Source organism: Kitasatospora sp. SUK 42 (assembly GCF_015776785.2).
Taxonomy (GTDB): Bacteria; Actinomycetota; Actinomycetes; order Streptomycetales; family Streptomycetaceae; genus Kitasatospora.
Genome location: NZ_LFMD02000025.1, coordinates 16169 through 41621 on the forward strand (window position 1 = coordinate 16169; position 25453 = coordinate 41621).

A 25453-nucleotide genomic window follows, 5' to 3' on the forward strand; every position below is an offset into this window, starting at 1 on the left:
CGGCTCAGCGGCCGACCTCCCGCAGGCGGAAGTCCTCCACCGTCTCCCGCCGGATCAGCAGCCGGGCCCGGCCGTCCCGCACCGCCGCCACGGCCGGGCGGCCGACCAGGTTGTAGCCCGACGCCATGGACAGCTGGTACGCGCCGGCCGCCGGCACCGCGAGCAGGTCTCCCGGGCGCAGGTCGGCGGGCAGCTCGGCGTCCCGGACGAGCACGTCCCCGGCCTCGCAGTGGCGGCCGACCACGTCCATCCGGGCCGCTCCCGCCTCCGACCGGCGCCCCACCAGCCGCACGCTGTAGGGCGCTCCGTACAGCGCGGGCCGCGGGTTGTCGCTCATCCCGCCGTCCACCGCGACGAAGCAGCGGCCGTCCGCCGGGTGCTTCACCGACAGCACCCGGTACACCGCCACCGCGGCCGGGCCCACCACCGCCCGGCCCGGTTCGACGACCAGGCGCGGCACCTCCAGGCCCGCCTCGGCGCAGCGCACCGCCAGCCGGTCGGTCACCTTCACCGCGAACTCGGCGAGGTCCAGCTCGGCATCGCCGGCCAGGTACCGGATGCCGTGCCCGCCGCCGAGGTCCAGCTCGGGCAGCTCCACCCCGTGGTGCTCCCGCACCTCGGCGAGCAGCCGCACCAGCGTGTCCACGGCCTGGAGGTACGGCTCGATCGTGGTGATCTGCGAGCCCAGGTGGCAGTGCAGGCCCACCAGTTCGAGCCCTGGCTGGTCCAGCACCCGGGCGATCGCGTCGGCCGCGTCGCCGCCCTCGACCGGGAAGCCGAACTTCTGCCCGACGACCCCGGCCTGCACCACCCGGACCAGCACCTTCTGCGGCGTGTCGGCGGCGACCAGCGCGGCCAGCCGGGCGATCTCCGCCGGCCCGTCGATGACGATCCGCCCCACCCGGAGCCGCCGCGCCAGCCGCAGCTCCTCCGGGGACTTCGCGTTGCCGTGCAGCAGGATCCGCTGCGCCGGGAAGCCCGCCGACACCGCCAGCCACAGCTCGCCCGCCGAGCAGACGTCCAGGCCGAGGCCCTCCTGCTCGACCCAGTCCGCCATCGCGCTGCACAGGAAGGCCTTGGCCGCGTACAGCACCTCGGCGTGCGGCAGCGCCCGCCGGTACGCCCGGGCCCGGCTCCGCACCTCGCCCTCGTCCAGGACGTACAGCGGGGTGCCGAACCGCTCGGCCGCCTCCGCCAGCCCCACCCCGCCGACCAGCACCTCGCCACCCGGGCCGGGCCGCGCCGAGGCCGGCCAGGGGCCGCCGAGCAGGTCGGCGGGGACGGTCGCCGGGGAGGGAACTGCCGGGGCGGTGAGCTGGGTCATTGCGGCTACTCCTACGGAAGACGGAAGGTCGTTCTGGGCTGCGGGGGTCAGTCCTCGTAGTGCATCGCGAAGCGGCAGTTCGCCGCGCGGGTGTGCGCACGGTCGGCCACCGGGGCCGCCGGATCGGGCGGCTCGGGGCGGTCCTGGCGTCCACTCACGGGCGCGAGGCGGATCGTCCGCTCGTACGGCTGGTCGACCTCGACGTAGTCGATGACGGCGGTGGCGGTGGTCATGACGGGATCCCTTCGGTGGTGGGCCGTACGGCCGGACCCCTCCAGTGGAGACCCTCCGCACACCGATCGCATCCGCCCTTGACGCATGGCGTACGCCCCGACCGCGGTCCTTGACGCCTTCCTGACAGCGACCCGAAAGGCGTGTCAGGGAACTGTCAAAGTTGGCCGGTGCGCCGCCAAGCCCGCGTCAAGGGCGGCATGTTCCCGGCCGAACCGGTGGTGGGCTGTCCGCCGTCCCCGCAGCCCCACCCAACCCGCCGCCCCGCCGAGCCCGGGCGGCCCCGGAAGGTCCCCCGAGACGATGCGCCGTTCGGCCCTCACCACCCCGGACCACACCTCCGACCAGCAGAACTGGTTCCGCCGCCCGCAACCGCCCGCGCCGGAGCCGCCCCACCCGAGCCACCGGCCGCCCAGGTCCGCGGGCGGCCGCCGCCGGCTGATCACCCGCCGCCAGCTGGCCGAGGCGCTGCCCGCCACCGTCCGCAAGCTCCACCCGCGCGCCATGCTGCGCAACCCGGTGATGATGGTGGTGGAGACCGGTTCGGCGCTCACCACCATCAGCGCCGTGATCCACCCCAGCGTCTTCGGCTGGGTGATCTCCTTCTGGCTCTGGCTGACCGTGCTGTTCGCCAACCTCGCCGAGGCCGTCGCCGAGAGCCGGGGCAAGGCCCAGGCCGACTCGCTGCGCCGCGCCCAGGCGGGTACGACGGCCCGGCGGCTGCTGCACTGGCGGGTCGGCACCCGTGACCACCGCCACGAGGTCGTCCCCGCCGAGCACCTGGTGCCGCACGACATCGTCCTGGTGCCGGCCGGTGAGGTGATCCCGCAGGACGGCGAGGTGGTCGAGGGCGTCGCGAGCGTCGACGAGTCGGCGATCACCGGGGAGTCCGCGCCGGTGATCCGCGAGTCCGGCGGGGACCGCACCGGTGTCACCGGCGGCACCCGGGTGCTCTCCGACCACCTGGTCGTACGGGTCACCTCCCGCCCCGGGCAGAGCTTCGTGGACCGGATGATCGCGCTGGTCGAGGGCGCCGACCGACAGAAGACGCCGAACGAGGTCGCGCTGAACATCCTGCTGGCCTCGATGACCATCGTCTTCCTGCTCTCGGTGGTCTCGCTGCAGCCGATGGCCATCTACGCCCACGCGCCGCAGACCACGATCGTGCTGGTCGCGCTGATGGTCGCGCTCATCCCGACCACGATCGGCGCCCTGCTGTCCGCGATCGGCATCGCCGGGATGGACCGGCTGGTGCAGCGCAACGTGGTCGCCCTCTCCGGCCGGGCCGTGGAGGCCGCCGGGGACGTGGACGTGCTGCTGCTCGACAAGACCGGCACCATCACCCACGGCAACCGCCGGGCCGTCGCCCTGCACCCCCTGCCCGGCGCGACCGCCGAACAGCTCGCCGAGGCGGCCCAGTTGGCCTCCGTCGCGGACGAGACGCCGGAGGGGCGCTCACTGGTGGAACTGACGAACCGTCAGTACTGGGTGCCGCCGCGCTCCCCCGGCGAACTGGGCGAGCAGCGGCCGGTGCCGTTCACGGCGCACAGCCGGATGAGCGGCGTGGACCTGAGCTGGCCGGACGGCAGCGGCTGCCTGATCCGCAAGGGCGCGGCCGCCGCCGTCGCCCGCTGGGTGGTGGACTCGGGCGGGCGGCTGCCGATGGAGGCCAAGCCGCTGGTCGACCGGATCGCCGAGGCCGGCGGCACCCCGCTGCTGGTCGCCGTGCACGACCGGCACGGCGCCCGGGCGCTGGGCGTGGTCGAGCTCAAGGACGTGGTCAAGGAGGGCATCGCCGAACGCTTCGCCGAGCTGCGGCGGATGGGCATCCGCACCGTGATGGTCACCGGCGACAACCCGCTGACCGCCAGGGCGATCGCGGAGGAGGCCGGGGTGGACGACTTCCTCGCCGAGGCCACCCCCGAGGACAAGCTGGCCCACCTGCGGCGCGAGCAGGCCGCCGGGAACATGGTCGCGATGACCGGCGACGGCACCAACGACGCCCCCGCGCTCGCCCAGGCCGACGTCGGCGTCGCGATGAACTCCGGCACCCCGGCCGCCAAGGAGGCCGGCAACATGGTCGACCTCGACTCCAACCCGGCGAAGCTGATCGACATCATCCGGGTGGGCAAGCAACTCCTCATCACCCGGGGCGCGTTGACCACCTTCTCGATCACCAACGACGTCGCCAAGTTCTTCGCGATCATCCCCGCGATGTTCTCCGGCTCCTACCCCCGGCTGCACGACCTCAACATCATGGAGCTGCACAGCCCCACCTCGGCGATCGCCTCCGCGATCATCTTCAACGCGCTGATCATCATCGCGCTGATCCCGCTGGCGCTGCGCGGCGTGCGCTACCAGCCCGCCTCCGCGACCGACCTGCTCCGGCGCAACCTGCGGGTGTACGGGCTGGGCGGGCTGGTCCTGCCGTTCCTCGGCATCAAGGCGATCGACCTGCTGATCGAGTTCGTGCCGGGACTGGGCTGAGACGGGAGGCGGACGAGGCCTGTCAGAAGACCGTCAAGAAGTGCGCGGCGGGCGTCATGGTGGTGTCAGCGCCGGTCCGGACGGCCCGGTTCCGGGGTTCACTGGAGACATCCGAAGCGAGGAGTACCCGACCGGAACGACCCGACCGGAACCATCCGACCGGACCGCCCGACCGGACCAACGGAGCCGGAGAGTCCATCCGGAGAGACGGAGGCGAACGGCCATGACCGGGACCACCCGAGTGATCGTCGGCCTGAGCGGATCACTGAGCAGTCTGGCCGCCCTCTACCACGCCGTCGGCGAGGCGGCCCGGAACGCGGCCGTGCTGGTGCCCGTCGTCGCGTGGACGGCGAGCGACCGGGACGACCTGCGCCCGCTCTCCGAACTGGAGCACGCCGCCCGGCGGCGCCTGGACATCGCCTTCGAGCAGGCCTACGGCGGCTACCCGTCCGGGCTGGTCATCCACCCCCTGGTGGTGCGCTCCGAACCGGGGCCCGCCCTGGTCGGCGCCGTCACCGGGCCGGACGACCTGCTGGTGCTCGGCGCCGCCACCCGCCGCCGCTTCGACCGGCTGCGCGGCGGATCGGTCGCCCGGCACTGCCGGCACCGGTCGGGCTGCCGGGTGGTGGAGGTCTCCCCCTCGGCGCTGCTGACCCGGCTCGAACTGCCCGCCCGCACCGGGGCGCCGCTCCCGCTGCTGGCCCGCTGAGCCCGCTTCGCCCAGGAGCGATCCCGTCCCCCCTCGGCCGGCTCAGTGGGGGCCCGGCAGGTGGGCGCTGAGCCAGCCGAGGGAGGGCGGGATCAGCCGGTCCCAGGTGGTGAAGTTGTGGCCGCCGGTGTCCACCGTGGCCTGGGCCACCACCATCGGCGGACGGGCGGCCGCCGCGAAGGCCGTGGAGTCGGCGTAGGTCGTCCCGTCCTCCTTGCTGTCGGCGAGCAGCACCGCGAGCTCGGGCATCGGCAGGTGGGCCAGCCTCCAGTTGAGGTCGGCCTCGTCGCGGCGCTGCCGGTCACCGCCGAAGAGGTCACCGGTGGTGACGTCCTCCGCCGCCTTGAAGTAGCCGGAGAGCGAGACCGCCGCCGGGAAGGTCCGCGGGTGCGCCATGCCGAGCTTGACGGCGCAGTAGCCGCCGGTCGAGTCGCCCATGACGCCCAGGCTGCCCTCCCCGCCCAGCACCCGGTAGGTGGCCCGCAGGTCGGCGGGCACGTCGACGGTGAAGTAGCTCTGGGCCTGCGGGCCGCCCGGGACGTCCTCGCACTCGCTGTCCCGGGGCATGCTGGGCGAGGGCCGCATCAGCACCAGCACCGTCGGCTTCACCTCCCCCTTGTGCAGCAGGTCGAGCTCGGTGGCCGGGTAGCGCAGCTTGGTGACCAGGTTGGCGGCGTCCCCGGGGAAGCCGGTCATCACCAGCACGGCCGGGAAGCGCAGACCCTCGTTGCCGGGCCGGAAGTACTGCGGCGGCAGGTAGACGTACCCGTCGGTGCTCAGCCCGGTGGTGGCGCCGGGCAGCCGGACGCGGTCGAGCCGGCCGATCCGGGCGGGCTCGCGGCCGACCGATCCGGCGCCGGTGATCTCCGCCGGGCCGAGCACCTGCACCCCGGCCGGCGGACCGCCCGCGGCGCCCGTACCACCGGCCCCGCCCTGTCCGGCCTGCCCGCCCTGGCCGCTCTGACCTCCCTGGCCTCCCTGAACGCCCTGAACGCCCGGCGGGCCCGGCACGCCCGGCGAGCCCCCGGCCCCCTGGACCACGCCGAGGCTGCGCTCGCGCCCGAGCAGGTCGGACCAGCTGCTGTAGAAGACGAAGTAGTCGTTGACGGCGAACCCGAGCGTGGCCAGCAGGGTCAGCTGGGTGAGCGCGATGGTGCCGAGCCGCAGGAACATCGCGGGCCAGCTGCGGACGGCGAGCCGGGGCCAGACCCAGAGCGTGCCGAGCACCGTGAACACCACGAGCAGTGCCATCAGCGCCAGCAGCTTGTGACTGGTGAGTCCCATCTGTCCCGGCCTCCCCTACCACTGTGGACCACCGACCGGGGAAGCGAGCCCCCCACCCAGGGTGCCCGCTGAGGCACCGTACGTCACCAGCACCGATGCCCGCGCACCCCGCCCCCGAACAACCCGCCCCGCCAAGTTCGACACGGCTGTCGAACTTGGCATGACCGGGCTATGCTGTCGAAACGCCCGAAGATGAGCCCCTGCCCCCGTCGACGACCGCGCCGCCCAGGCGCGCCCGACCGGAAGGAGGCGAGACACCGGGACCCGGGACGCATGGACCGCAGCAGTCCGGGCCGCGATCGCGCCCACTCCCCCTCCACCTCCCGAACCGGTGGGTCCGCTTCCGGCGGAACTCAGGCCCCCCGATGACGTTCTGACGATGCGTCAACTCAGTGCCCGGCCCTTCACCGGCCCGGCCCCGCAGGCGTGCCCCCGGCCGCCCGGCGCCGTTGTACGGAAGGTGAACCGCCGAGCCCACCCCCGACTCCCGGCCTCCGCGCCGAGGAAGAGGTACCCCATGACGACGTCCCAACTCCTCCCGCGCCCAGGCGAGGCGGCGGCGCTGGTCACCGTCCTCGGACTGCTGGTCCTGGAGGAGATCGCCCTCGGCATGGCGGAGGAGGAGCACCGTCCGGTCATCGGCGGCATCCTGATCGGCGCCTCCTGTTCGGGCCTGCTGATGGTCGGCGCGGTCCTGTTCAGCCGCTGGCTCGACGCCCGCCGGCCGCTCCCGCTGCCGCCGCCCGGCCCGAACGGCCGCGAGTACAGCGCCCGCGCGCTCGAAGGCTTCCCGATGGAGGCCGTCCGCCCCTTACTGCTCTCCGAACAGGCGCCCCAGCTGGGACAGTTGTACTCGGCCTGGATGCTCGCCCGGGCCGGCCGCACCGCCTCCTGGATCTCCCGGCGGCTGGACATCCCGCTCGCCGCCGCCCAGCTGCTGGTCGACGCCGCCCGGGCACCGAAGCTCGATCAGAGGCGCTGACCGGGCGCGGCGTTGACCTGCGTCAGCAGGAACGGCACCAGCCCACGCTCCGCCAGCGCCGACCGCCAGGCGTCCCGCGCCTGCACCAGCTCGCCCGGCCCGTTCGCCTCCGCGGCCGACGGGCCCTCCGCCCGGGCCGCCGTACCCAGCAGCCCCAGGCCGCCGACCAGCAGGCACACCGCCGCGATCCCGGCGGCCACCCATCCGGCGTCCACCAGTGCGCGCCCCAGGACCTCCAAGTCCTCGGTCAGGCCCAGCACGTAGCCGAGCAGCAGGAAGACCACGGCGGCCGCGACGGCGACTATCGGCACGATCACGCCGAGCACGCCCCACCACCCTGAGACCCGCTCCCGCGCCGGGGTGTCGACCGGCAGCCGCGACACCGCGTCGGCGTCCGCCCGCAGCGTCGCGTAGCGCTCGTACTCCGGCGCCGCCGCGGCCAGCACGTACTCCGCGTTCTCCCGCGCCGTCCGCCGCAGCCGCTCGACCCCGCGCGCCTCCTCGCCCCTCTCCCGCAGCGCCGCCCGCACCTGCGGCATCGCCAGCGCCCTCCCGAGCTCCGTCTCGAAGTCGGCCCGATCCTGCTGCGGCAGTCGAAGCGGCCTGTCCATGCCGTGCCCCCGTTCGCTGTACACCTGTGGGCCATAGTTCTACAGCACTGTAGAACACGGGGCCAGGTCGGAGCAGCCCCATTCACCTGTGGGGTTGGGGAAGAGGAGGGGGCGCTCCGGCCAACGCCGGCCCCGCCGGGCGGGTGCGTCGCGCGGTGGCGGGCGTCAGGTGGTGACGAGCCTCACCCGGCTGGCCTCGGAGGAGGCCGACGGGCTGGCGCCGACGTTGGCGACGGTGGCGATCACGACGGCGTCGGCGTCCGGGATCCAGTTCATGGTCTTGGACTGGACGACCAGTTGACGGTGCTGCCGCTCGCCGTCGCAGATCACCTCGGCCTCGGGCGTCCGGGCGGAACCGAAGGCGATCGAGGAGGTGTCCTCCGGGTCCTTCTCCTCCACCGAGACGGTGAGCGAGCGGGCCTCGTCGGCGATCGAGCAGCGGTAGTCGACGTTCACCCGGACCCGGCCGGGGACCTTCGGATCGATCCGGATGTCACCGAGGCTGACCTCGGTGACCACCGGATCCGGCCCGTCGTCGTCGTCGAGTACGGCGTGGGCGGGCACGGCGAGGCCCGTGAGGCCGGCAAGGCCGACGAGGCCGGCAAGGGCCGTGGTGAGGACTGTCAGGACGATCCACCGTTGCACTGCGACCTCCGGGGTCTTGAGGCGTGTCGCGGCCGACGCTAACCGCCACCCCGGGAGGCCGCGCGCCGAGTCGTCCGATCGTCGGACCGGCGCCGGGGAGGACCACCCGAGCGCACCCAGGAGGACCCCACTGGCGGCCCACCCCGCCGTCGCCCGCCCGGTCCTCCACCGCTCCGACCAGGCGTGCACCGCCTCCGGGCTCCGTACGGCCGCCAGCAGCGCAGGCGAGAACAGCCGGGCTACGCGGTCTGCGACTCCTCCCGGACGGAGCCGATGAACCGCAGCAGTCGCTCGTTCACCACCTCGGGCCGCTCCAGGTTCAGGCCGTGCCCGGCGCGCTCCACGATCTCCGCCCGCACGCCCGGAATCAGCTCCGTGACCCGCTCCACCACCTGACGCGGCCGCAGCAGCGCACTGCGCTTGCCGACCAGCACCAGCGCGGGCAGCCGGATCGACCCCAACTCCTCGTCCGTGAACGGCCGGGCCGCCGGTCGACCGTTCGGCTTGTAGCTCCGCATGGCGAGCATCAGCGGCGCGATCATCTCGCGCGGCGCGCTCAGCGCCGGATTGGCCAGCAGCCTCCCGACCGCCGGGCGCAGCGGGCGCGGGGCCAGCATGCCGAACAGTCCGCCGACCATGTGGACGTAGAACCGCGCGGGGACCTTCTCGATCCCGCCCGGGTCCAGCGACGCCACGGACGCCAGACGCTCCGGCGCGTGGATCGCCTGGTTCAGCGCCAGCCAGCCCCCGTACGAAACGCCGACCAGGTGCACCCGCTCCAGCCCGAGACCGGCGAGCACCTCCCCCAGCCAGGCCGCGTTCTCCGCCGACCCGGCCGCGACGGCGCGCTGCACGCTGCGGCCGGGGTCGTCCAGCGTGGAGATCGCGTACACCGGGTGCCGCTCCCCCAGCGCCGCGATCTGCGGGTACCAGTTGGACGGATGCCCGGCGTGGCCGTGCAACAGGACGATCGGTTCTCCGCTCGTCGGGCCGTAGCGGTGCACGTGGACGGTCCCGTACGCGGTCTCGACATCCGACTCCTGGCGCGGCCCGGGCCACAGCTCCATCGCCCGGTCGTACGCCTCAAGGAACTTCGCCCGAGCCGTCTCACTGACGAAGTGTCCGACGCTGGTCCTGGTCATGACCCCTCCCTCGCTTTGATGGTATGGTTGTACCACAAAAACATCTGGAAGGAACCCGATGCCCAAGCTGGTGGATCACGAGGAGCGGCGGGCCCACATCATCGACGCCCTGCTCCGCTCAGCGGCGAGCAGCGGCCTCCACTCCGTCACCATGCGCTCCGTGGCGGTCGAAGCGGACGTCTCGGTGCGCCTCGTCCAGTACTACTTCGACACCAAGGAGCAGCTGCTCCTCGCCGCCATGACCCGCCTGGCCACCCGCATGGGCGAACGGGTCCAACAGCGCGTCCGCACGACCGGCGCCGCCACCGACCCGCGCGGCATCATCGAGGCGGTCCTGCTCGAAGCCGTCCCCACCGACGAGGAGAGCCGGGCCTTCCACCTCATCTACACCGAGTACGCGGTCCTCTCCGTCACCGACCCGGCACTCGGCGGCCGGCCCTTCCTCGCGGCCCCCGACGAGATGGAGGCCTTCCTGGCCGCCCACCTGACCGCCGCCCAGGAAGCCGGAACCGCCGACCCCCACCTCGACCCCCGCCAGGAGGCCGTCCTCCTCCTCGCCGTCTCCGCCGGCCTCGGCCTGAGCGTCCTGCTCGACCAGCGCACGGCGGAGGACGCGACCGCCGTCCTCCACTACCACCTCAGCCGCGTCTTCCCCGGCTAGGACGTTCCACCGCGATCACGATCGCGACGGGGCAGGACGGTGAAAGGGAGTACGACCGACCCGTATCGTTGGGCCGGCGGGCCGGGGTGGCCGCGCGACGATGAGACGCGAAGGCCCGGGAGCCCGGGCCCCGTGCCGGAGGAGGGGAAGAGCTCTCATGACCGATCCGATACGTGTCGGCCTGGTCGGGGTCGGCATCATCGCCGAGACCCACCTCGCCGTTCTGGCCGAACGGGACGACGTGGCGCTGGAGTTCACGGTCGACTCACGGCCGGTCGGGCCGGTCGAGTTCCGGGGCACCACGCCGCCCCACCACGGCGGCCTCGCCCAGGCGCTCGACGCACACCAGCCGGACCTGCTGGTCCTCGCCACCCCGACGGAGACGCACGCCGAGCTGACGCGCCTGGCCCTCCTCCACTCCACGGCCAGAGTGCTCGTGGAGAAGCCCCTCGTCCACGACCTCGCCTCCCTCGCGGGGCTGCGCGAACTGGACGGGAAGGCCGACGTCCAGGGCCGCGTGTTCACCGCCCACCACTTCGCCTTCTCCCCCGAGGTCGACTGGGCGGCGGATCTGCTCGCCGCGAACCCGGAGTGGGGGCCGGTCACGACCATCACCTCGGCCTTCTACGACCCGTACGTGCTTCGCCCGACGGAGGCCTTCGCCTCGTACGTCTCCAGCTGGACGGACTCCGGGGTGAACCAGCTCAGCATGCTCACCCGCTTCGTCGACCTCACCGGACTCACCTCCTCCCATCAGACGGACGGCGGCGCGAGCGCGTGGTGCACCGTGGAGTTCCGCTCCCGGGGCGAGGTGGGGACGGCCCGCCTGCGCAGCAGCTGGCTGACCGGCTCCAGCAGCAAGGAGAGCAGCCTGGTGTGCGGCCGCTCCGGCGTGGAGGTCTGGATCGACCACACCGCCATGACCGGATTCGCCGCCCGGGGCGGTGAGTTGCTGGCCGCCTTCGGCACCGACGGCCGCACCCCGCGCAAGGTCGCCCACTACCGTCCGCTCTACGCCAGCCTGCTCTCCGGCAGCCCCCATCCGGTCCTCGGCTTCGACACGGCGGCGACGATCACCGCGATCCACCGCGCGACGCCTGAGGAGTCGCCCGAGGAAACGCCCGAACAGCGGTAGGGCCCGCCGCGCGGAGCTGCGCGGCAGGCCCTGGAGGAGGCGGACTACCGTCGACCGGCCGTGGCCCTGTCGCCCCGGGAGTCGTCGTTCTCGTCCTCGCCCTGGTCGTCGCCGTTCCAGCCGTCGCTGCGGTCGCGGTACAGGGTGAAGCGGTCGAACAGCACCGGCGTCGGGAAGGGGTTGGCGGCGGTGGCCTGCGTCGAGTGGTAGTAGCTGACGGTGATGGTGGTCCGGCCGCCCGGGACCAGCCCGGGGTCCACGTCGAAGACCGCGACGCCGTAGGGGAAGTTGGTGTCCGGGTCGGTGACGGCCGACCAGTGGGCCTTCTCCTTGGCGTCCGGGTCGGCCTTGAAGGTGAGGCGCTGGGTGCGGACGGTGGCCTCGCGGACACCGTCCCCGTCGGCGGGCAGGTAGACGTCGTCGTGCCCGGCGGTGCCGCCGCCGCCCAGGATCAGGTGGACGGTGCCCTGCGAGGTGTCGATCTGGCGCAGGTCGTCGTCGGCGACGGCGGGGGTGAGCAGCCCGCCAGGCTCGGTGCCGCGCACGGGGTGGGTGCGCTCGTAGTCGTGGTCGTGGCCGGCCAGCACGAGGTCGACGGAGTAGCGGTCGAGCAGCGGCAGCAGCTTCTCCCGGATGCCCATGTCGCCACCGTGGCTGGCGGCCGAGGAGGACATCGCGAACTGGTGCAGGTTGGCGACGATCCAGTCCACCTGGCGCCCGGCCCGGGCGCGCGACAGCACCCGCTCCAGCCAGCGGAGTTGGGCACCCTCGCTGTAGTCGCTGATGTAGATGGACTGGCCGGTGGCCGGGTCGAGGCTGGCGTCGTCCTCGACGGCGATCTCGTTGCCGTCCAGGCTGACGAAGAGGACGGAGCCGACCTGGAAGCTGTACCAGTTGCCGCAGTAGTCGCGGGTGCCGTTGTCGGGCAGTTCGAAGCGGGTCAGGTAGGAGGCGTACCCGAGGTCCCCGCCGCCGGCCTCGACCTCGTGGTTGCCGGGCGCGGGCATCCACGGGCGGTTGGCGGCCGACTTGCCCATGTTGTTCATGAACGCGTTCCAGGCCTGCGGCTGGAGCTGCGGGTTGTTGTTGGCGTACGCGAGGTCGCCGTTGAGCAGGTGGAACAGCGGGGCGAACTGCTCGACCTGGCGGACGGCCGCCGCGCCGTGGATCGAGGACTTCTTGAACACGTTGTCGCCGGTGCCCAGGTCCCCGAAGCTGGTGAAGCGGAACGCGGCCCGGCCGCGCGCGGGCGCGGTGCGGAAGGTGCCGCGCACCGGGTCGGCGCCGTCGTGCAGCACCTCGTAGACGTACGTGGTGTCGGGCCGCAGGCCGTTCAGGCGGACGTGGTGGGTGAAGGTCTCGACCTTGTTGAGGCCGTCGACGTAGCTGCGGCTGTGCGCGTCCACGGTGCGGCCCGCGCCGCCCTTCGGGGTGCCGATCCGTACCCGGGGGCGCCGCACCGTGGCGGCGGTCGCCCAGGAGACGGTCATCTCGCGGGACGGCTCGTTGCCCCACTGGAGGTGGATCTGCTCAGCTCCGGGGGTGCCGGCCACGGCCGGCTGGGTCCACAGCAGGGTGGACGCGGGCAGCGCGGTGAGCGCGCCGACGGCCGTACCCGTCCGAAGGACCGTTCTGCGAGAAGGTTGTGCCACCACTGCCGCCTCCTGGGTTCCGAGAAACGCCCAGGAGGCTCCCAGTCGGACGGTACGTCCACACCACGCTCGAAGGTGTGGACGGCGAACGGCAGTTGAACGCTGGCCCACACCACTCGCCGGCCAGGGCGGCGGTGTGGACCGGCGTCAGGTCTCGGTGCGTCAGGTCCCGGCGCGTCCGACGCGCAGTGCGTCCGGCGCTTGGTGCACGGACTTCTCCTTGACCAGTCGCGCCGCGAACAGCCCGGAGGCCGCGGTGAGCACCGCCGCGGCGACGATGGTCGCGTTCAGCCCGAGCGCGTCCGCGAGCACCCCGGCGACGAGCGCACCCGCCGCGTAGCCGATGTCGCGCCAGAACCGGTAGGTGCCGAGGGCGTTGGCCCGCGAGTTCGGGTGGGCGTGGTCGGAGACGGAGGCGATCAGCGCCGGGTAGACCATCGCGGTGCCGAACCCGAGCAGCACCGCCGAGACGATCCCGGCGAGCAGCGGCCGGTCGAGCAGCACCAGGGCGAGCCCGAGGCCGACGGCCTGGACCAGCATGCCGGTGACGATCAGCGGCTTGCGCCCCAGCCTGTCGGCCAGGTGCCCGGTGGGGATCTGCCCGAAGCCCCACAGCAGCGGGTAGAGACCCTTGATCAGGCCGATCGCCGCGAGCCCGAGCCCGTGGTCGGTGAACAGCAGCGGGAAGACGCCCCAGGTGAGGCCGTCGTTGAGGTTGTTGACCAGCCCGGCCTGGCTGGCGCCGCGCATCGAGCGGTTCCGCCAGGAGGTGTCGGCGAAGGTCCGCCACAGGCCCGGGCGCTCCTGCGGGACGTCGTCGGCCGGCTCGGGGTGCTGGGCGAGCTCCAGGGCGACGTGCGCCGCGGTGTCGCGGACGACCAGGGAGAGCGCGAGGCCGGCGACGACGAAGACGACGCCGATCAGCTCGGGGGTCGGGCGCAGCCCGTACGCGGTGGCGAGGTAGCCGGTGACCAGCGCGGTCGCGCCGAGCGAGGCGTACCCGGCGGCCTCGTTGAGGCCGGTGGCGAGCCCGCGCCGGGCCGGGCCGACCAGGTCGATCTTCATGTTGACGGTCATCGACCAGGTGAGGCCCTGGTTGATGCCGAGCAGCACGTTGGCGGCCACGATCCAGCCCCAGGCGGGCGCCCAGGCCAGCACGAAGGGGACGGGGATGCCGATCAGCCAGCCCGCGATGAGCAGCTGCTTGCGGCGGAAGCGGGCGGTCAGCGCGCCGGCGGCCAGGTTGGTCAGGGCCTTGGTGACGCCGAAGGCGATGATGAAGGAGAAGACGGCGAGGTCGCTGGTCAGGTGGAAGACCTCGGAGCCGATGAGCGGCACGGTGGTGCGCTCCAGCCCGACCAGGCCGCCGACGGTGGCGGTGACCACGACCAGCAGGGTGAACTGCGGCAGGTTCTCCCGCAGACCGAGCCGCGGTATCAGGCGTTCGTCGGCGACGTTCACATCCCGACCCTCCTTCAGCAATATTCCATGGATTTTTGGATAATACCTCCCGAGCGGCCCGAACACCGACCGGCCGAAGCCGGGTACCCTATTCCATGGAACCTTGGATAAAGGTTCCCGATCCACCGCGCGGCGACGAGGCGAAGCGAGGAAGCGATGGGCAAGAACGGAGCGAAGGCGCGGCTGTACGACGCGTTCGCGGCCAGCGGGAAGGCCCTGGCCAGCGGGAAGCGCCTGGAGCTGCTCGACCTGCTCGCCCAGGGCGAGCGCACCGTGGACGCGCTCGCCAAGGCCGCCGGCCTCAACCTGACCACCGCCTCCGCCCACCTCCAGGCGCTCAAGCAGGCCGGCTTCGTCACCACCCGCCGCGAGGGCGTCCGCATCCACTACCGGCTCTCCGGCGAGGACGTCGGCGAGCTGCTCGTCCTGCTCCGCAAGGTCGCCGAGCGCCACCAGGCCGCCGTGCCGCCCGCCCTGGACGCCTACCTCGGCCGCGACGGCGCCCGCGAGGTCGGCAACGACGAGCTACGCGCCCTCGCCGAGGCCGGGGAGGTGGTGGTGCTGGACGTCCGCCCGGCGGAGGAGTACCTGGCCGGACACATCCCCGGCGCACTCTCCATCCCGGTGGGCGAACTCGCCGACCGCCTGGACGAGTTGCCCTCGGACACCGAGGTGGTCGTCTACTGCCGCGGAGAGTACTGCGTGCTCGCGTACGACGCCGTCCGACTGCTGTCCGCGCGCGGGCGGCAGGCCGTCCGGCTCAACGACGGGATGCTGGAGTGGCGCCTGGCCGAGCTGCCGGTCACCAGGGGGGCGGCGGCGTGAGCCTCCATCCGGGACTGGCCGACGGACCGGTCTACCTCGACTACAACGCCACCACCCCGGCCGACCCCCGGGTCGTCGAGGCGATGCTGCCGCACCTCACCCACTACTTCGGCAACCCGTCCAGCGGCCACTCCTACGCCGGCGAGCCGCACGCCGCCCTGGCCTGGGCCCGCAGTCAGGTGGCCGGGTTCGTCGGGGCCGCCTCCAGCGAGATCGTCTTCACCGCCTCCGGCTCCGAGGCCGACCTGCTCGCCCTGCGGGGCGCCGTGCTCGGCTCCGGCCGCCCGCACCCGCACGTGATCACCCAGGCCACCGAACACCCGGCGATCCTCGCCACCTGCCGGTCCCTGGAGCGGCTGCACGGCACCCGGGTCACCGTGCTGCCGGTCGACGGGGAGGGCCTCGTCAGCCCGGCCGACCTCGCCGCCGCGCTGGACCGGGACACCGTGCTGGTCTCCGTGATGGCCGCCAACAACGAGACCGGCGCGCTCCAGCCGATCCCCGAGCTGGCCGCCCTCACCCGGGCACACGGCGCGCTGTTCCACTGCGACGCCGCCCAGGCCGCCGGGAAGGTCCCGCTCGACGTGAACGCCCTCGGGGTGGACCTGCTCACCCTGGTCGGGCACAAGATGTACGCGCCCAAGGGCGCCGCCGCGCTGTACGTGCGCCAGGGCGTCCGGCTGGAGCCGGTCGTCTACGGCGGCGGCCAGGAGCGCGGGCTGCGGGCCGGCACCGAGAACGTCGCCCTCGCGGTGGCGCTCGGCGCGGCCGCCCAGCTGGCCGCCGGGGACCTCACCGACGGCGCCCCCGGCCGCCTCCGGGTGCTGCGCGACGAGCTGCACGGCCGGCTCGCCGCCGCCCTGCCCGGCCGGGTGTACCTGAACGGCCCCGCCGTCCGCCGGCTGCCGAACACCCTCAACCTGCGCGTCGACGGCGTGGACGGGAACCAACTCCTGGACGCGGCCCCACAGTTGGCCGCCTCCACCGGCTCCGCCTGCCACAGCGGCACCCCCACGCCCTCACCGGTGCTGACCGCGATGGGGCTGGACGCCGGGCGGGCACTCGGCGCCGTCCGGCTGTCGCTGGGCCGTTGGACCACTCCGGAGGACATCACAACGGCCGCCGGGGCCCTGATCGCGGCGGCTTCGGCGAGCTGAACCGCCCTGCCCGGCCGACCAGTTGAGGTCGGCCGGGCTCCAGCGGCTCGGAGGGGCTCACATGCCCGGCCGCCGCGCACGGCGGCCCGCCCGGCTCGGTCCACTCGGCGCGGCCCGCGCGGCGCCCTGATCGCTCGTCACCGTCGCTCCGTGCCCTTCCTCAGGAGACGCACCGGCCGCTCCAGGAGTCGGCCGCCGCCGGGGGTGACGGCCGAATGGCCGCGGGCCGCCGGGGTGGTACCGGGCCGCCGGGCGGGTGACCTCCCGGACGTGTCGGCGGCCGCACGCCCCTCCCGACGTGCATGGGTGGGAGTGCGCCGCCCGCGGGCGGCGCATGCCTTGTTCCCGAACCTGAGAGCCGCCCATGCCTCCCACCGATCGTCTGCGCCGCATCGTCCCCACCGCGCTCTGCGCCTTCGCCGTCGCCTTCACCGCCCCCGCGGCCCAGGCCGCGCCGCCGGGCCGCGACGAGGGGACCGACCCAGGGGGCCGATCGGACGGCGGGAGGTACGACTGGGACCGCGTGGCCGCCTGTGAGAGCGGCGGCGACTGGCACATCAACAACGGCAACGGCTACTTCGGCGGCCTCCAGTTCGACCAGTCCACCTGGCGCGGGAACGGCGGCCTCGAATACGCCTCGCGCGCCGACCTCGCCAGCCGCGAGGAACAGATCGCGGTGGCCCAGCACCTGGCCGACCGCCGCGGTCTCTCCCCCTGGCCGGTCTGCGGCGCCCGCGCCGCCCGCCCCCAGGAACACGCCCGCGACCACGGCTCCGTGCCGCCGCCCCCGGCCGCCCACAGCCACTCCCACACCCCCGTCTCCCACGCCCCCGCCCCCCACGCCCCCGTGGCGGACGACACCGAGGGCGAGGGCCGCACCTGGACGGTCCGGGAGAACGACACCCTCGGCGACCTCGCCCTCGACCTCGACGTCCCGGGCGGCTGGCCCGCCCTCTACGAGCTCAACCGCGAGGCCATCGGCGACGATCCGGACCTCATCCAGCCAGGGCTGGTGCTCCGCCTGCCCTCCTGACACCCCCGTCCCGCTCAACCCCACCGACCCGCCGCCCACGCCCTCCCCCATCCGGGCGTGGGCGGCGCCGTGCGGCAGGCCGGGCGCCGGCCCCCGCCGGGGCGGCGCTCCGCCGGGGACGTACCGGCGGGCCCCTCCAGCGGCTTCGAGGCCTACGGCCGCACGGCCGCCAGCACGTGCAGCCCGCGTGCGTTGGTCTCGCTGTGGCCGACCGTCAGACCTTCCGCCCGGACCTGCTGCTCGACCCAGCCGGCGGACAGCCGCAGCTTCGGGTAGCTGCTGACCCGCTGCACCCAGCCGCCGCCGTCCCGGATGTGGATCAGGTCGTGGACGAGCGCGGTGTCCTCGTCCGGGTACTCCAGGAAGCAGGTCATGATCCGGTCCTCGGTGGAGCGCACCGGCAGGAAGCGGTCCGTCCCCGTGAGCGGGCGGGTGAGGTCCCGGAAGGACAGCACCAGCCGCCCGCCCGGGGCGAGCGCGGTGGCCGCGTCGCGCAGCAGCGCCGCGACGTCCTCCCGGTGCGGGAGGTGGGTGAGGGTGTCTCCCATGCAGAGGACCGCCGCCACCGAGCCGGCCGCGGAGTGCCGCGGCAGCGCGCCCCGCAGGTCGGCCACCACGGTGCGGACGGCGTCGCCGTGTCCGGCCTTCGCCGCCGACTCGGCCAGCTCCGCCAGCAGCGGCGCGCTGGTGTCCACGGCGAGGACCTGGTCGAAGCCGAGTGCGGCGAGCGCCAGGCTCTGGGTGCCCGGCCCGGCGCCGAGGTCCACGGCGGTGCGGCCCGGCCCCTCGGGCACGACGCCGAGGCCGGCCAGCAGTTCGGCCTGCGCCTGCGCGAGGGCGGGGACGTCGCCGCCGAGCATCCAGGTGTAGTGGGCGGCGAGGAGACGGTCGTAGTGCTCGGGTGCGGTACTCATGCGGGCCTGGCCCTTTCTCGCGGCGTCCGGCGGTTCCGGATCCCCACCGCACTCTAGGAGTTCGCCCGGGTCCCCACCGCACTCCAGAAGTTCACCCGGAGACGCCGACGGCCCGCCCGGTCCTGGGAGACCGGGCGGGCCGAGGCGCAGGGTGCAGGGGCGCAGGGTGCGGGGTGCGGGGTCAGCCGACGTGGACGCGCGGGCGGCGGCTGCGGTCCGGCTCCGCCTCGCGCAGCACCTCGCGGGTGACCGGCGCGACCTCGCCCTGACCGAACAGGAAGAACCGCAAGAACTGGGCGAAGGGGTTGCCCTCGGTCCACTCGAAGTACAGGTGCGGCTGCTTGCCCGTACGGTCCCGGACGGTGAGGGCCAGTGCGGCGATCGCGTTCGGGATGCTGGAGCTCTCCAGGGTCAGCACCCGGTAGCGACCGTGCAGCACCTCGCCGTGCACGGTCAGCTCGGACTCGAAGTCGGAGGCGTCGCGGACGGTCACCTCGACGAAGACCAGGTCGTCCTCGCCGGGGATGTCGTTGTCGGCACGGATCTGGCGGATCTTGTCGCGGTACTCGGCGACGTCGCGGTTGCTCGGCTCGTTGGCGATCAGCCGCAGCGGCCGGTGGGCGTAGTCGCGGATGAAACGTTCCGCCACGTCGTCCAGCACCACATTGGTGACGCGCAGCTCGAAGGCGCGGCGCAGCCGGGACAGCAGCGAGACCAGGATGATGCCGGCGATGAAGCAGGCGCCGATCTTCAGGCCGTCCGGGCGCTCCATGACGTTCAGCACGGTGGTGTAGAGGAAGATCGCCGCGATCGCCGCGAAGGCGACGGTCCAGCCGCGCTCGCGCTTGCGGTACGCGGCGATGGTCACCGCGATGGCCGCCGAGCTGATCAGCACCAGCACGCCGGTCGCGTACGCGCCGCCCTGGGCGTCCACGTTGGCGTCGAACAGCCAGGTGACCAGGAAGCCGATCAGGGTCAGCACGATCACCATCGGCCGCACGGCGCGCGCCCAGTGCGGGGCCATGCCGTAGCGCGGCAGGTAGCGGGGCAGCAGGTTGAGCATGCCCGCCATCGCGGAGGCGCCGGCGAACCAGAGGATCGCGATGGTCGACAGGTCGTAGACGCTGCCGAAGGCGCCGCCCAGGTACTGGTGGGCGAGGTACGCCAGGGCGCGGCCGTTGGCCTGGCCGCCGGTCCTGAACTCGTCGGCCGGGATGAGCAACGTGGTGATGAAGCTGGTGGCGATGAGGAAGGCGCTCATGATCACGGCGGCGGTGGTGAGCAGCTTGCGGGTGCCGCGGATCCGGCCGGCCGGGTTCGCGTCGGTGTCGGTCGGGTCGCCCTTGATGTGCGGCATCACGGCGACGCCGGTCTCGAAGCCGGACAGGCCGAGCGCGAGCTTCGGGAAGGTCACCAGGGCCACGCCGACCATGATGATCGGATTGCCGTGCTGGGCGGTCAGCGCGTTGGTCCAGTCGGTGACCACGTGCGGGGCCTCGATGATCTTCCAGATGCCGACCGCCACCACGACCACGTTCAGCGCCAGGTAGACCCCGACGAGCCCGACGGCCAGGCCGATGGCCTCGCTGAAGCCCTTGAGGAAGACCGCGCCGAGCAGGGCCACCAGGATCAGCGTGATCAGCACCTGCTTGCCGCCGAGCATGCTGGTCAGGTGCGGGTTCTCCACCAGGTGCGCGCTCGCGTCGGCGGCGGACAGGGTGATGGTGATCAGGAAGTCCGTCGCCGCGAAGCCGAGCAGCGCGAGGACGAACAGCTTGCCCTTCCAGAACGACAGCAGCCGCTCCAGCATCGCGATCGAGCCCTCACCGCGCGGGCTCTCCTGAGCGACCCGGCGGTAGACCGGCAGCGCGCCCAGCAGGGTGACGATCACCAGCACGATCGTCGCGATCGGCGACAGCACACCGGCGGCCAGGGCGGCGATGCCCGGCTGATAGCCGAGCGTCGAGAAGTAGTCCAGGCCGGTCAGGCACATCACGCGCCACCAGCGCTGACCCGTGTGGCCACCGTGGGCGGCGTCCGGAGCGTCGGCGGCGCTCTCACCGTCGGCGCCGTTGGCGGCGGAGTCCCCCGGCTCCGCGCCCTGCTGCCGCTCCTGCGCCTGGTCGGCCCGCTTGGCGGGCTTGTCCGCGGACACGTCCTCCAGCAGCCAGCTGCGGAAGCGTATTCGCGCCGACGACGGATCCTCCGCCGTCGCCTCCGTCGAACCCGACGAAACCACCTTGCACCTCTTGTTTAAAGACCCCGTAAAAGCGCCGTCGGGCGACGGCAGTGCGACAGGCTATGCGACGGGCGTTAAGGAAACGCCATCGGCCCGCGTTAAGAAAACGTCATGGCTCGCAGGTCGCCGCAGGTGGCACGGCGCACGAAGCCAAGTGCCGGGGCGGGGAGGGGAGTCCCCGCCCCGGCGGGATCACGGGCGCATCACCGGTGGATCACCGATGGATCACGGATGAACCAGGGGTGGATCACCGGTGGATCCGGGTGCGGAAGGGCGGTCAGGCCCGGTAGCCGAGGACGGTCATCATGCCGTTCTCCGCGTGGTACACGTTGTGGCAGTGCACCATCCACAGCCCCGGGTTGTCGGCGTCGAAGTCGACGGCCAGGGTCGCGCCCGGCAGCACGATCGCGGTGTCCTTGCGCGGGCCGTCGCCGCCCAGCGCGAAGCTGTGCCCGTGCAGGTGGACGGGGTGCCACATGCTCGTGCTGTTGCGGAACTCCAGCCGGACCCGCTCCCCCGCCGCCACCGGGTAGCGCTGCGCGGGGTCGTACCTGCGGCCGTTGAACGCCCAGTCCGCCTTCGCCATGCCGCCGGTGAGCTCCAGCGCGACCGTACGGTCCGGCGCCCTCGCGGGCAGCCGCACGCTCGCGTCGGCCTTGAGCTGCGCGGCGGTGAGCAGCCTGCCGTCCAACTCGGCCGGGCGCACCGAGGCGTCGGGCGCGGCGCCGCCGCCGGTGCGCAGCACGGCCAGCGCGGTGGCGTTCTTGCCCTCGGCGAGCGCGGTGAGCGGGAAGGCGCCGTCCTTGGCGGTGACCAGGACGTCGTAGCGTTCGCCCATGCCGAGCAGCAGCGCCTGGGTGGTGGCCCGCTCGACCGGGAAGCCGTCGGTGTGAGTGACGGTCAACTCGTGGCCGCCGAGGGCGACCCGGTAGGCGGTGTCGCCGCCCGCGTTGATCAGCCGGATCCGGATCCGGTCGCCGGGCTTGGCGGCGAAGGTCTCGGGCGCGGCCGGGAGACGGCCGTTGACCAGGTGGAACGGGTACGCGACGTCACCGGCGTCGCCGCCGAGCAGCGGGCTCTGAGCGCCCATCAGCATCCGGGAGGGGCCGGCGGCTCCGCCCGTGTCCATCCCCGGCATCCCCGACATGTCGTGGCCCGAGTGGTCCATCCCGCCCATGCCCTTGGCGAGTTCGGCGAGGACGGCGTCCGGGGTGCTGCCGTCGACGCCGTCCACCCAGTCGTCCAGGACGACGACCCACTCCTTGTCGTAGCTCAGCGGCTCCTTCGGGTCCTCGACGATCAGCGGCGCGTACAGGCCGCGGTCCTGCTGGGCGCCGGAGTGCGGGTGGAACCAGTAGGTGCCCGGGTGGGAGAGCGCGAAGCGGTAGTCGAAGGAGGCGCCGGCCTTGACGGCGGCCTGGGTGACACCCGGCACGCCGTCCATGTCGTTGCGCAGCGCGAGGCCGTGCCAGTGCAGCGAGGTGGGCTGCGGCAGGTGGTTGGCGAGGGTGACGGCGAGCGTGTCACCGAGGGTGGCACGCACCTCCTGGCCGGGCAGGCGGTCGCCGTACGCCCAGCTGCGGACGGTGCGCCCGCCCAGGTCGAGGGTGGTCTCGGTGGCGGTGAGCGCGACCTTGCGCTCGGGCCCGGGGTTGCGCCTGGCCTCGGCGGCGGCGACCTCGGGGCCGGTCGGGGAGACGAAGCCGGCGGGCACGGTGGTCGGGGCGCCGGTGCCGGAGGCGTTCGTCGGCCCGTGGTTCATGGAGCCGTGGTCCATGCCCTTCATCGAGTCGGAGCCGGAACAGGCGGCGAGCAGGCCGGTCCCGGCGGCGGCGAGCGCGGCGCCGAGGACGGTACGGCGGGTGGGTGTGCGCATGGCGGAGTGCACCTCGTGCGGTGTGGTGTTGGTGTGCAGGACGTCGCGTCGGCCGGTCCGTGCGCGGGCGCGAAGGAGCGCGAGCGGGCGCGGAGCGGCGGGCGCGCGCCTACTGACGCAGCACCGAAAGCCGGGTGAGGAGCATCCGCCCGCCCCCGGGCGGGGGCAGTGCGCGAACGGCCCGCAGCAGCCGGGCCCGCACCTCGGCGGCGGCGTCGCCGCTGCGGCGCAGCAGCGGGCCGGCGACCAGCAGCACCAGGGTCCAGCCCGCCAGGACGGCGAGGCAGACCGTCATCGGGTCCATGCCGTCGGCGGAGGAGGGGTCGGCGGCCGCCGAGCCGTGGGACGGCGCGACGGCGGCCTCGTGGTGCTCCACCGTCCGCTGCGCCTGTGCCGTCACCTGCGGGCCGTGCCCCTCGTAGGCGCCGTGGCCGCTGTGGCCGCCGTGGCCGCCGGTCGGGTGGCCGAGGGTGTGCATCGTCACGATGCCGAGCAGCAGGGCGGCGAGCAGCAGCAGGCGCGGCCCCCACGGGACCGCGGAACCGAACGGCCGCTGCCGCACCATGGTCCGCCTCCCGATCGTCTCCGCCCGCCACGTACCCCCGCAGGGTATCCCGGACCACACCCGCGGACCGAGCCGGGTGCCCCACCCGCGACGGCCCGCTCCACCCGCGGCGGCGCTCGACCGGACGGCGCGGTACGGGTGTTCGGCCCCGTACCACACCCGCATGAATCCGCTCATATTCACCGAAAGGGATCCGTTAGCATGCCCCGCAGTGACCCACGACCACGGGCGCGGCGGCGCTCCGGTCCGGATGCATGGGGGACGCATGGCAGATCCCGACCTGGCCCTGGAGTTCGAGGTCAACCCGGCCGAACTGGACGGCTGCGGACAGAGCGCCCAGCACGTCGCAGGCCTCGTGCCGGACGAGACCTCGAAGATCACCGATCCGTGCGACCAGGCCGCCGCGGGTCTCCAGGGCTGGCTCACCGCCTCGGCCGTGCGCGACTGCGGCGCCAACTGGAAGGCCCTGCTGGACAGGCTCGGCGGCGACATGGGCGACGTCGGCGGCAAGCTCGCCTCGTCCGCCGGCTACTACCGGCAGGTCGAACAGGACATCCAGGCGAGCATGGGCAGCCCGTCCGCGCCGGTCCCCCACGAACCGGACCCCTTCGGCACGACCGTGCCGGAGCCCGCGCAGTTCACCGGCGCCGAACCCACCGGCGCGAAGGCGGCCGGGTAGGCGATGGACATCAAGACGCTTCACGACGCCGACCTCGTCAACCTCACCACCGCGAAGACCGCCTTCGACACCCTGGCCACCGCCTTCGGGCGGCACGTGGAGAGCTGGCAGCACGACGTGGTCGACCGGCTGGACCGCTCACAGTGGACGGGGGCCGCCGCCGGTCACGCCCAGGCCCGGATCCGCCGCCTGCACGGCGAACTCCAGGCCGCCCACCAGGAGATCGGCCTCGTCGGCAGGGCCCTCCACGACGCCGCCGAGGGCTTCGCCGCGGCCCAGGCGCACCTGGTCGGCGCCCTCGACGACGCCAGGGCCCACAGGCTGGACGTCGCCGCCGACGGCAGGATCACCTGGGACGAGGACCCCGGCTCCCCCGGCTTCGCCGGCCCCGACGCCAAGGCGCAGGCCCAACGGATCAGCGACCGGATCACCGCCGCGCTCGACGAGGCCGACCACGCGGACCGGACGATCAGCGCCCGGCTCGCCCACCTGGCCGGCAACGCGGGCAACGGCACCGGGCTCGACGCCGCCACGGCCAGGACCGACCTCGCCGCCGCCGACGCGCTCGACCAGGCCCCCGCCACCGGCACCGACCCGGCCGGCGTCAAGGCCTGGTGGAACAGCCTGACCGACGAGCAGCGCCACCGGATGGTCCTCAACCACCCCGACCGGATCGGCGCCCTCGACGGCGTCCCCGCGGTCGGCCGCGACCAGGCCAACCGGATCAACCTGCGGCGCGGCCGGCAGGACCTCCAGCACCGGCTCGACGAGCTCGGCCCCGCGCCGAGGCGGTTCCTGGGGTTCGCCAGGGGCGAGCCCGTCCCGAACCCCGAGTACGAGCGGTGGAAACACCGGCACGACGACCTGGAGGACAAGCTGAGAGGTGTGGAGGCCGTCGAGCAGCGGCTGGACACCCCGGTCGACGCCACCCACCCACCCGCCTTCCTGCTGGGCTTCGACACCGACGGCAGGGGCCACGCCATCATCGCCGTCAACAACCCCGACACCGCCGACAACGTGTCGACGTACGTCCCCGGCACCGGAGCGCGGCTCGGCGGCATCCACCGCGACATCAACCGCTCGGACCTGATGGTCGCCTCGGCCGACGCCGCCAACCGGAGGGCGGGAGACCCGGCCACCACCTCCTCGATCACCTGGGTGGGCTACGACGCGCCGCAGTCGATCATCCCCGAGGCCGCTGACGGCTCGTACGCGAGGAACGCGGAGGACGGGCTGCACCGCTTCGAGACCGGCCTGCGCGCCACCCACGAGGGCACGCCGTCGAACAACACCGTCCTGGCCCACAGCTACGGCACCACGGCCGTGGGCTACACCATGCGCGACAAGGGCCTACCGGTCGACAACGTCGTCCTGATCGCCAGCCCGGGCTGCGGTGTCGAGCACGCCGAGGAGCTGCGCATCGACCCCTCCCACGTGTACGCGGCGCAGAGCGACGGCGACGCGATCGGCTGGGCCACCGCGATCGACCCCGGCGGCGTGGCGGACAACATCGGCGACGACCTCGCCGACATGTGGGGCGGGGGCAACGGCGACCACCACCTGATCCACGGGCGGCAGACCACCGTCCCCGACTTCGGCGCGCGGATCCTGCCCGCCGATCCCGGGGCCGGACACTCCGACTACTGGAACCACGGTTCGCCCACCCTGAGGTCCATGGGCGAGGTCATCGCCGGGAAGCCGGTCTCCTGAGCGGCTTCACCCTCCGGGTCAGCCCCCCCTGCCTCTGGCCCGACAGCACTCCGCCGACCTGACCCGCGTCACCCCCGCAGGGGCCGGCGACCGGGACGATTCCGAGACCTTCCGAGCCTTGTCGGCCGCCC

Annotated in this window: 22 protein-coding genes; 10 read left to right on the top strand and 12 right to left on the bottom strand. The window is 73.5% G+C overall.

All coding sequences use genetic code 11. The features are described from left to right. Nucleotides 1-4: 4 nt before the first annotated feature. Both lysA and RZ50_RS28275 read right to left on the bottom strand, forming a co-directional pair. Nucleotides 5-1324, bottom strand: a complete 1320-nt coding sequence (gene lysA, locus RZ50_RS28270) for a diaminopimelate decarboxylase (protein WP_196951438.1) — start codon at nt 1322-1324, stop codon at nt 5-7. A 47-nt stretch (nt 1325-1371) separates the two neighbouring features. Next, nucleotides 1372-1557, bottom strand: a complete 186-nt coding sequence (locus RZ50_RS28275; protein ID WP_196951439.1) for a hypothetical protein — start codon at nt 1555-1557, stop codon at nt 1372-1374. A gap of 301 nt (nt 1558-1858) precedes the next feature. Here RZ50_RS28275 and kdpB point away from each other — a divergent pair, with 301 nt between their 5' ends. Together kdpB and RZ50_RS28285 are read left to right on the top strand one after the other, a co-directional pair. After that, nucleotides 1859-4042 carry a potassium-transporting ATPase subunit KdpB gene (gene kdpB / locus RZ50_RS28280; protein ID WP_196951440.1) on the top strand — a complete coding sequence of 728 codons (2184 nt, stop codon included), beginning with the start codon at nt 1859-1861 and terminating at the stop codon, nt 4040-4042. Between the two features lie 223 nt (nt 4043-4265). Then, the gene (locus RZ50_RS28285) at nt 4266-4751 is read left to right on the top strand and encodes a universal stress protein (protein ID WP_196951441.1); all 486 of its coding nucleotides are present in this window, start codon (nt 4266-4268) and stop codon (nt 4749-4751) included. A gap of 42 nt (nt 4752-4793) precedes the next feature. Here the strand turns inward: RZ50_RS28285 and RZ50_RS28290 are convergent, their stop codons facing one another. Continuing rightward, nucleotides 4794-6035, bottom strand: coding sequence for an alpha/beta hydrolase family protein (locus tag RZ50_RS28290; protein ID WP_196951442.1), 1242 nt, complete (start codon nt 6033-6035; stop codon nt 4794-4796). A gap of 517 nt (nt 6036-6552) precedes the next feature. Between RZ50_RS28290 and RZ50_RS28295 the strand changes: the two genes are divergently transcribed. After that, nucleotides 6553-7017: a hypothetical protein gene (locus RZ50_RS28295; protein WP_196951443.1), complete on the top strand. Its 465-nt coding sequence runs from the start codon at nt 6553-6555 to the stop codon at nt 7015-7017. On the opposite strand, the gene RZ50_RS28300 is transcribed toward RZ50_RS28295, so the two are convergent. From RZ50_RS28300 to RZ50_RS28310, 3 genes are all read right to left on the bottom strand, one after another. Then, a complete protein-coding gene (locus RZ50_RS28300) occupies nt 7005-7628 on the bottom strand; it encodes a hypothetical protein (RefSeq protein WP_196951444.1) in 624 nt (207 codons plus the stop codon). The two genes, RZ50_RS28295 and RZ50_RS28300, sit on opposite strands and share 13 nt — an antisense overlap. A gap of 165 nt (nt 7629-7793) precedes the next feature. After that, on the bottom strand, nt 7794-8273 hold the full coding sequence (locus RZ50_RS28305; RefSeq protein WP_196951445.1) for a hypothetical protein: 480 nt from the start codon (nt 8271-8273) through the stop codon (nt 7794-7796). Nucleotides 8274-8512: 239 nt separating this feature from the next. Then, nucleotides 8513-9415 (bottom strand): alpha/beta fold hydrolase, encoded by a 903-nt coding sequence (locus tag RZ50_RS28310; protein WP_254803351.1) that lies wholly within the window; start codon nt 9413-9415, stop codon nt 8513-8515. A gap of 58 nt (nt 9416-9473) precedes the next feature. Between RZ50_RS28310 and RZ50_RS28315 the strand changes: the two genes are divergently transcribed. Together RZ50_RS28315 and RZ50_RS28320 are read left to right on the top strand one after the other, a co-directional pair. Next, complete coding sequence (locus tag RZ50_RS28315; RefSeq protein ID WP_196951446.1) at nt 9474-10076, top strand: TetR/AcrR family transcriptional regulator; 603 nt, start codon at nt 9474-9476, stop codon at nt 10074-10076. A gap of 157 nt (nt 10077-10233) precedes the next feature. Next, complete coding sequence (locus RZ50_RS28320; protein WP_196951447.1) at nt 10234-11211, top strand: Gfo/Idh/MocA family protein; 978 nt, start codon at nt 10234-10236, stop codon at nt 11209-11211. Nucleotides 11212-11255: 44 nt separating this feature from the next. Here the strand turns inward: RZ50_RS28320 and RZ50_RS28325 are convergent, their stop codons facing one another. Next, nucleotides 11256-12863: a metallophosphoesterase family protein gene (locus RZ50_RS28325; protein WP_196951448.1), complete on the bottom strand. Its 1608-nt coding sequence runs from the start codon at nt 12861-12863 to the stop codon at nt 11256-11258. A gap of 162 nt (nt 12864-13025) precedes the next feature. After that, complete coding sequence (locus tag RZ50_RS28330) at nt 13026-14324, bottom strand: MFS transporter (RefSeq protein ID WP_308272433.1); 1299 nt, start codon at nt 14322-14324, stop codon at nt 13026-13028. Nucleotides 14325-14480: 156 nt separating this feature from the next. Here RZ50_RS28330 and RZ50_RS28335 point away from each other — a divergent pair, with 156 nt between their 5' ends. The 3 genes from RZ50_RS28335 (at nt 14481) to RZ50_RS29990 (ending at nt 17339) form a co-directional block, all read left to right on the top strand. Further along, nucleotides 14481-15149, top strand: coding sequence for a metalloregulator ArsR/SmtB family transcription factor (locus RZ50_RS28335; protein ID WP_196951449.1), 669 nt, complete (start codon nt 14481-14483; stop codon nt 15147-15149). Beyond that, nucleotides 15146-16306: a cysteine desulfurase family protein gene (locus RZ50_RS28340; protein ID WP_308272435.1), complete on the top strand. Its 1161-nt coding sequence runs from the start codon at nt 15146-15148 to the stop codon at nt 16304-16306. The genes RZ50_RS28335 and RZ50_RS28340 overlap by 4 nt, the downstream gene beginning before the upstream one ends. 364 nt (nt 16307-16670) lie before the next feature. Further along, on the top strand, nt 16671-17339 hold the full coding sequence (locus RZ50_RS29990; RefSeq protein ID WP_196951450.1) for a transglycosylase family protein: 669 nt from the start codon (nt 16671-16673) through the stop codon (nt 17337-17339). A 152-nt stretch (nt 17340-17491) separates the two neighbouring features. Here RZ50_RS29990 and RZ50_RS28350 read toward each other — a convergent pair whose 3' ends face one another. The 4 genes from RZ50_RS28350 to RZ50_RS28365 all read right to left on the bottom strand — a co-directional run bounded on the left by RZ50_RS28350 (nt 17492) and on the right by RZ50_RS28365 (nt 22933). After that, complete coding sequence (locus RZ50_RS28350) at nt 17492-18253, bottom strand: bifunctional 2-polyprenyl-6-hydroxyphenol methylase/3-demethylubiquinol 3-O-methyltransferase UbiG (RefSeq protein ID WP_196952762.1); 762 nt, start codon at nt 18251-18253, stop codon at nt 17492-17494. 181 nt (nt 18254-18434) lie between these two features. Next, nucleotides 18435-20492, bottom strand: coding sequence for an APC family permease (locus RZ50_RS28355; RefSeq protein ID WP_196952763.1), 2058 nt, complete (start codon nt 20490-20492; stop codon nt 18435-18437). A gap of 277 nt (nt 20493-20769) precedes the next feature. After that, complete coding sequence (locus RZ50_RS28360; protein ID WP_196952764.1) at nt 20770-22368, bottom strand: multicopper oxidase family protein; 1599 nt, start codon at nt 22366-22368, stop codon at nt 20770-20772. A 109-nt stretch (nt 22369-22477) separates the two neighbouring features. Then, nucleotides 22478-22933 (bottom strand): DUF6153 family protein, encoded by a 456-nt coding sequence (locus RZ50_RS28365; RefSeq protein WP_196952765.1) that lies wholly within the window; start codon nt 22931-22933, stop codon nt 22478-22480. A 265-nt stretch (nt 22934-23198) separates the two neighbouring features. Between RZ50_RS28365 and RZ50_RS28370 the strand changes: the two genes are divergently transcribed. Together RZ50_RS28370 and RZ50_RS28375 are read left to right on the top strand one after the other, a co-directional pair. Beyond that, a complete protein-coding gene (locus tag RZ50_RS28370; protein ID WP_196952766.1) occupies nt 23199-23612 on the top strand; it encodes a hypothetical protein in 414 nt (137 codons plus the stop codon). A 3-nt stretch (nt 23613-23615) separates the two neighbouring features. Further along, the gene (locus tag RZ50_RS28375) at nt 23616-25322 is read left to right on the top strand and encodes an alpha/beta hydrolase (protein ID WP_196952767.1); all 1707 of its coding nucleotides are present in this window, start codon (nt 23616-23618) and stop codon (nt 25320-25322) included. Nucleotides 25323-25453 lie beyond the last annotated feature (131 nt).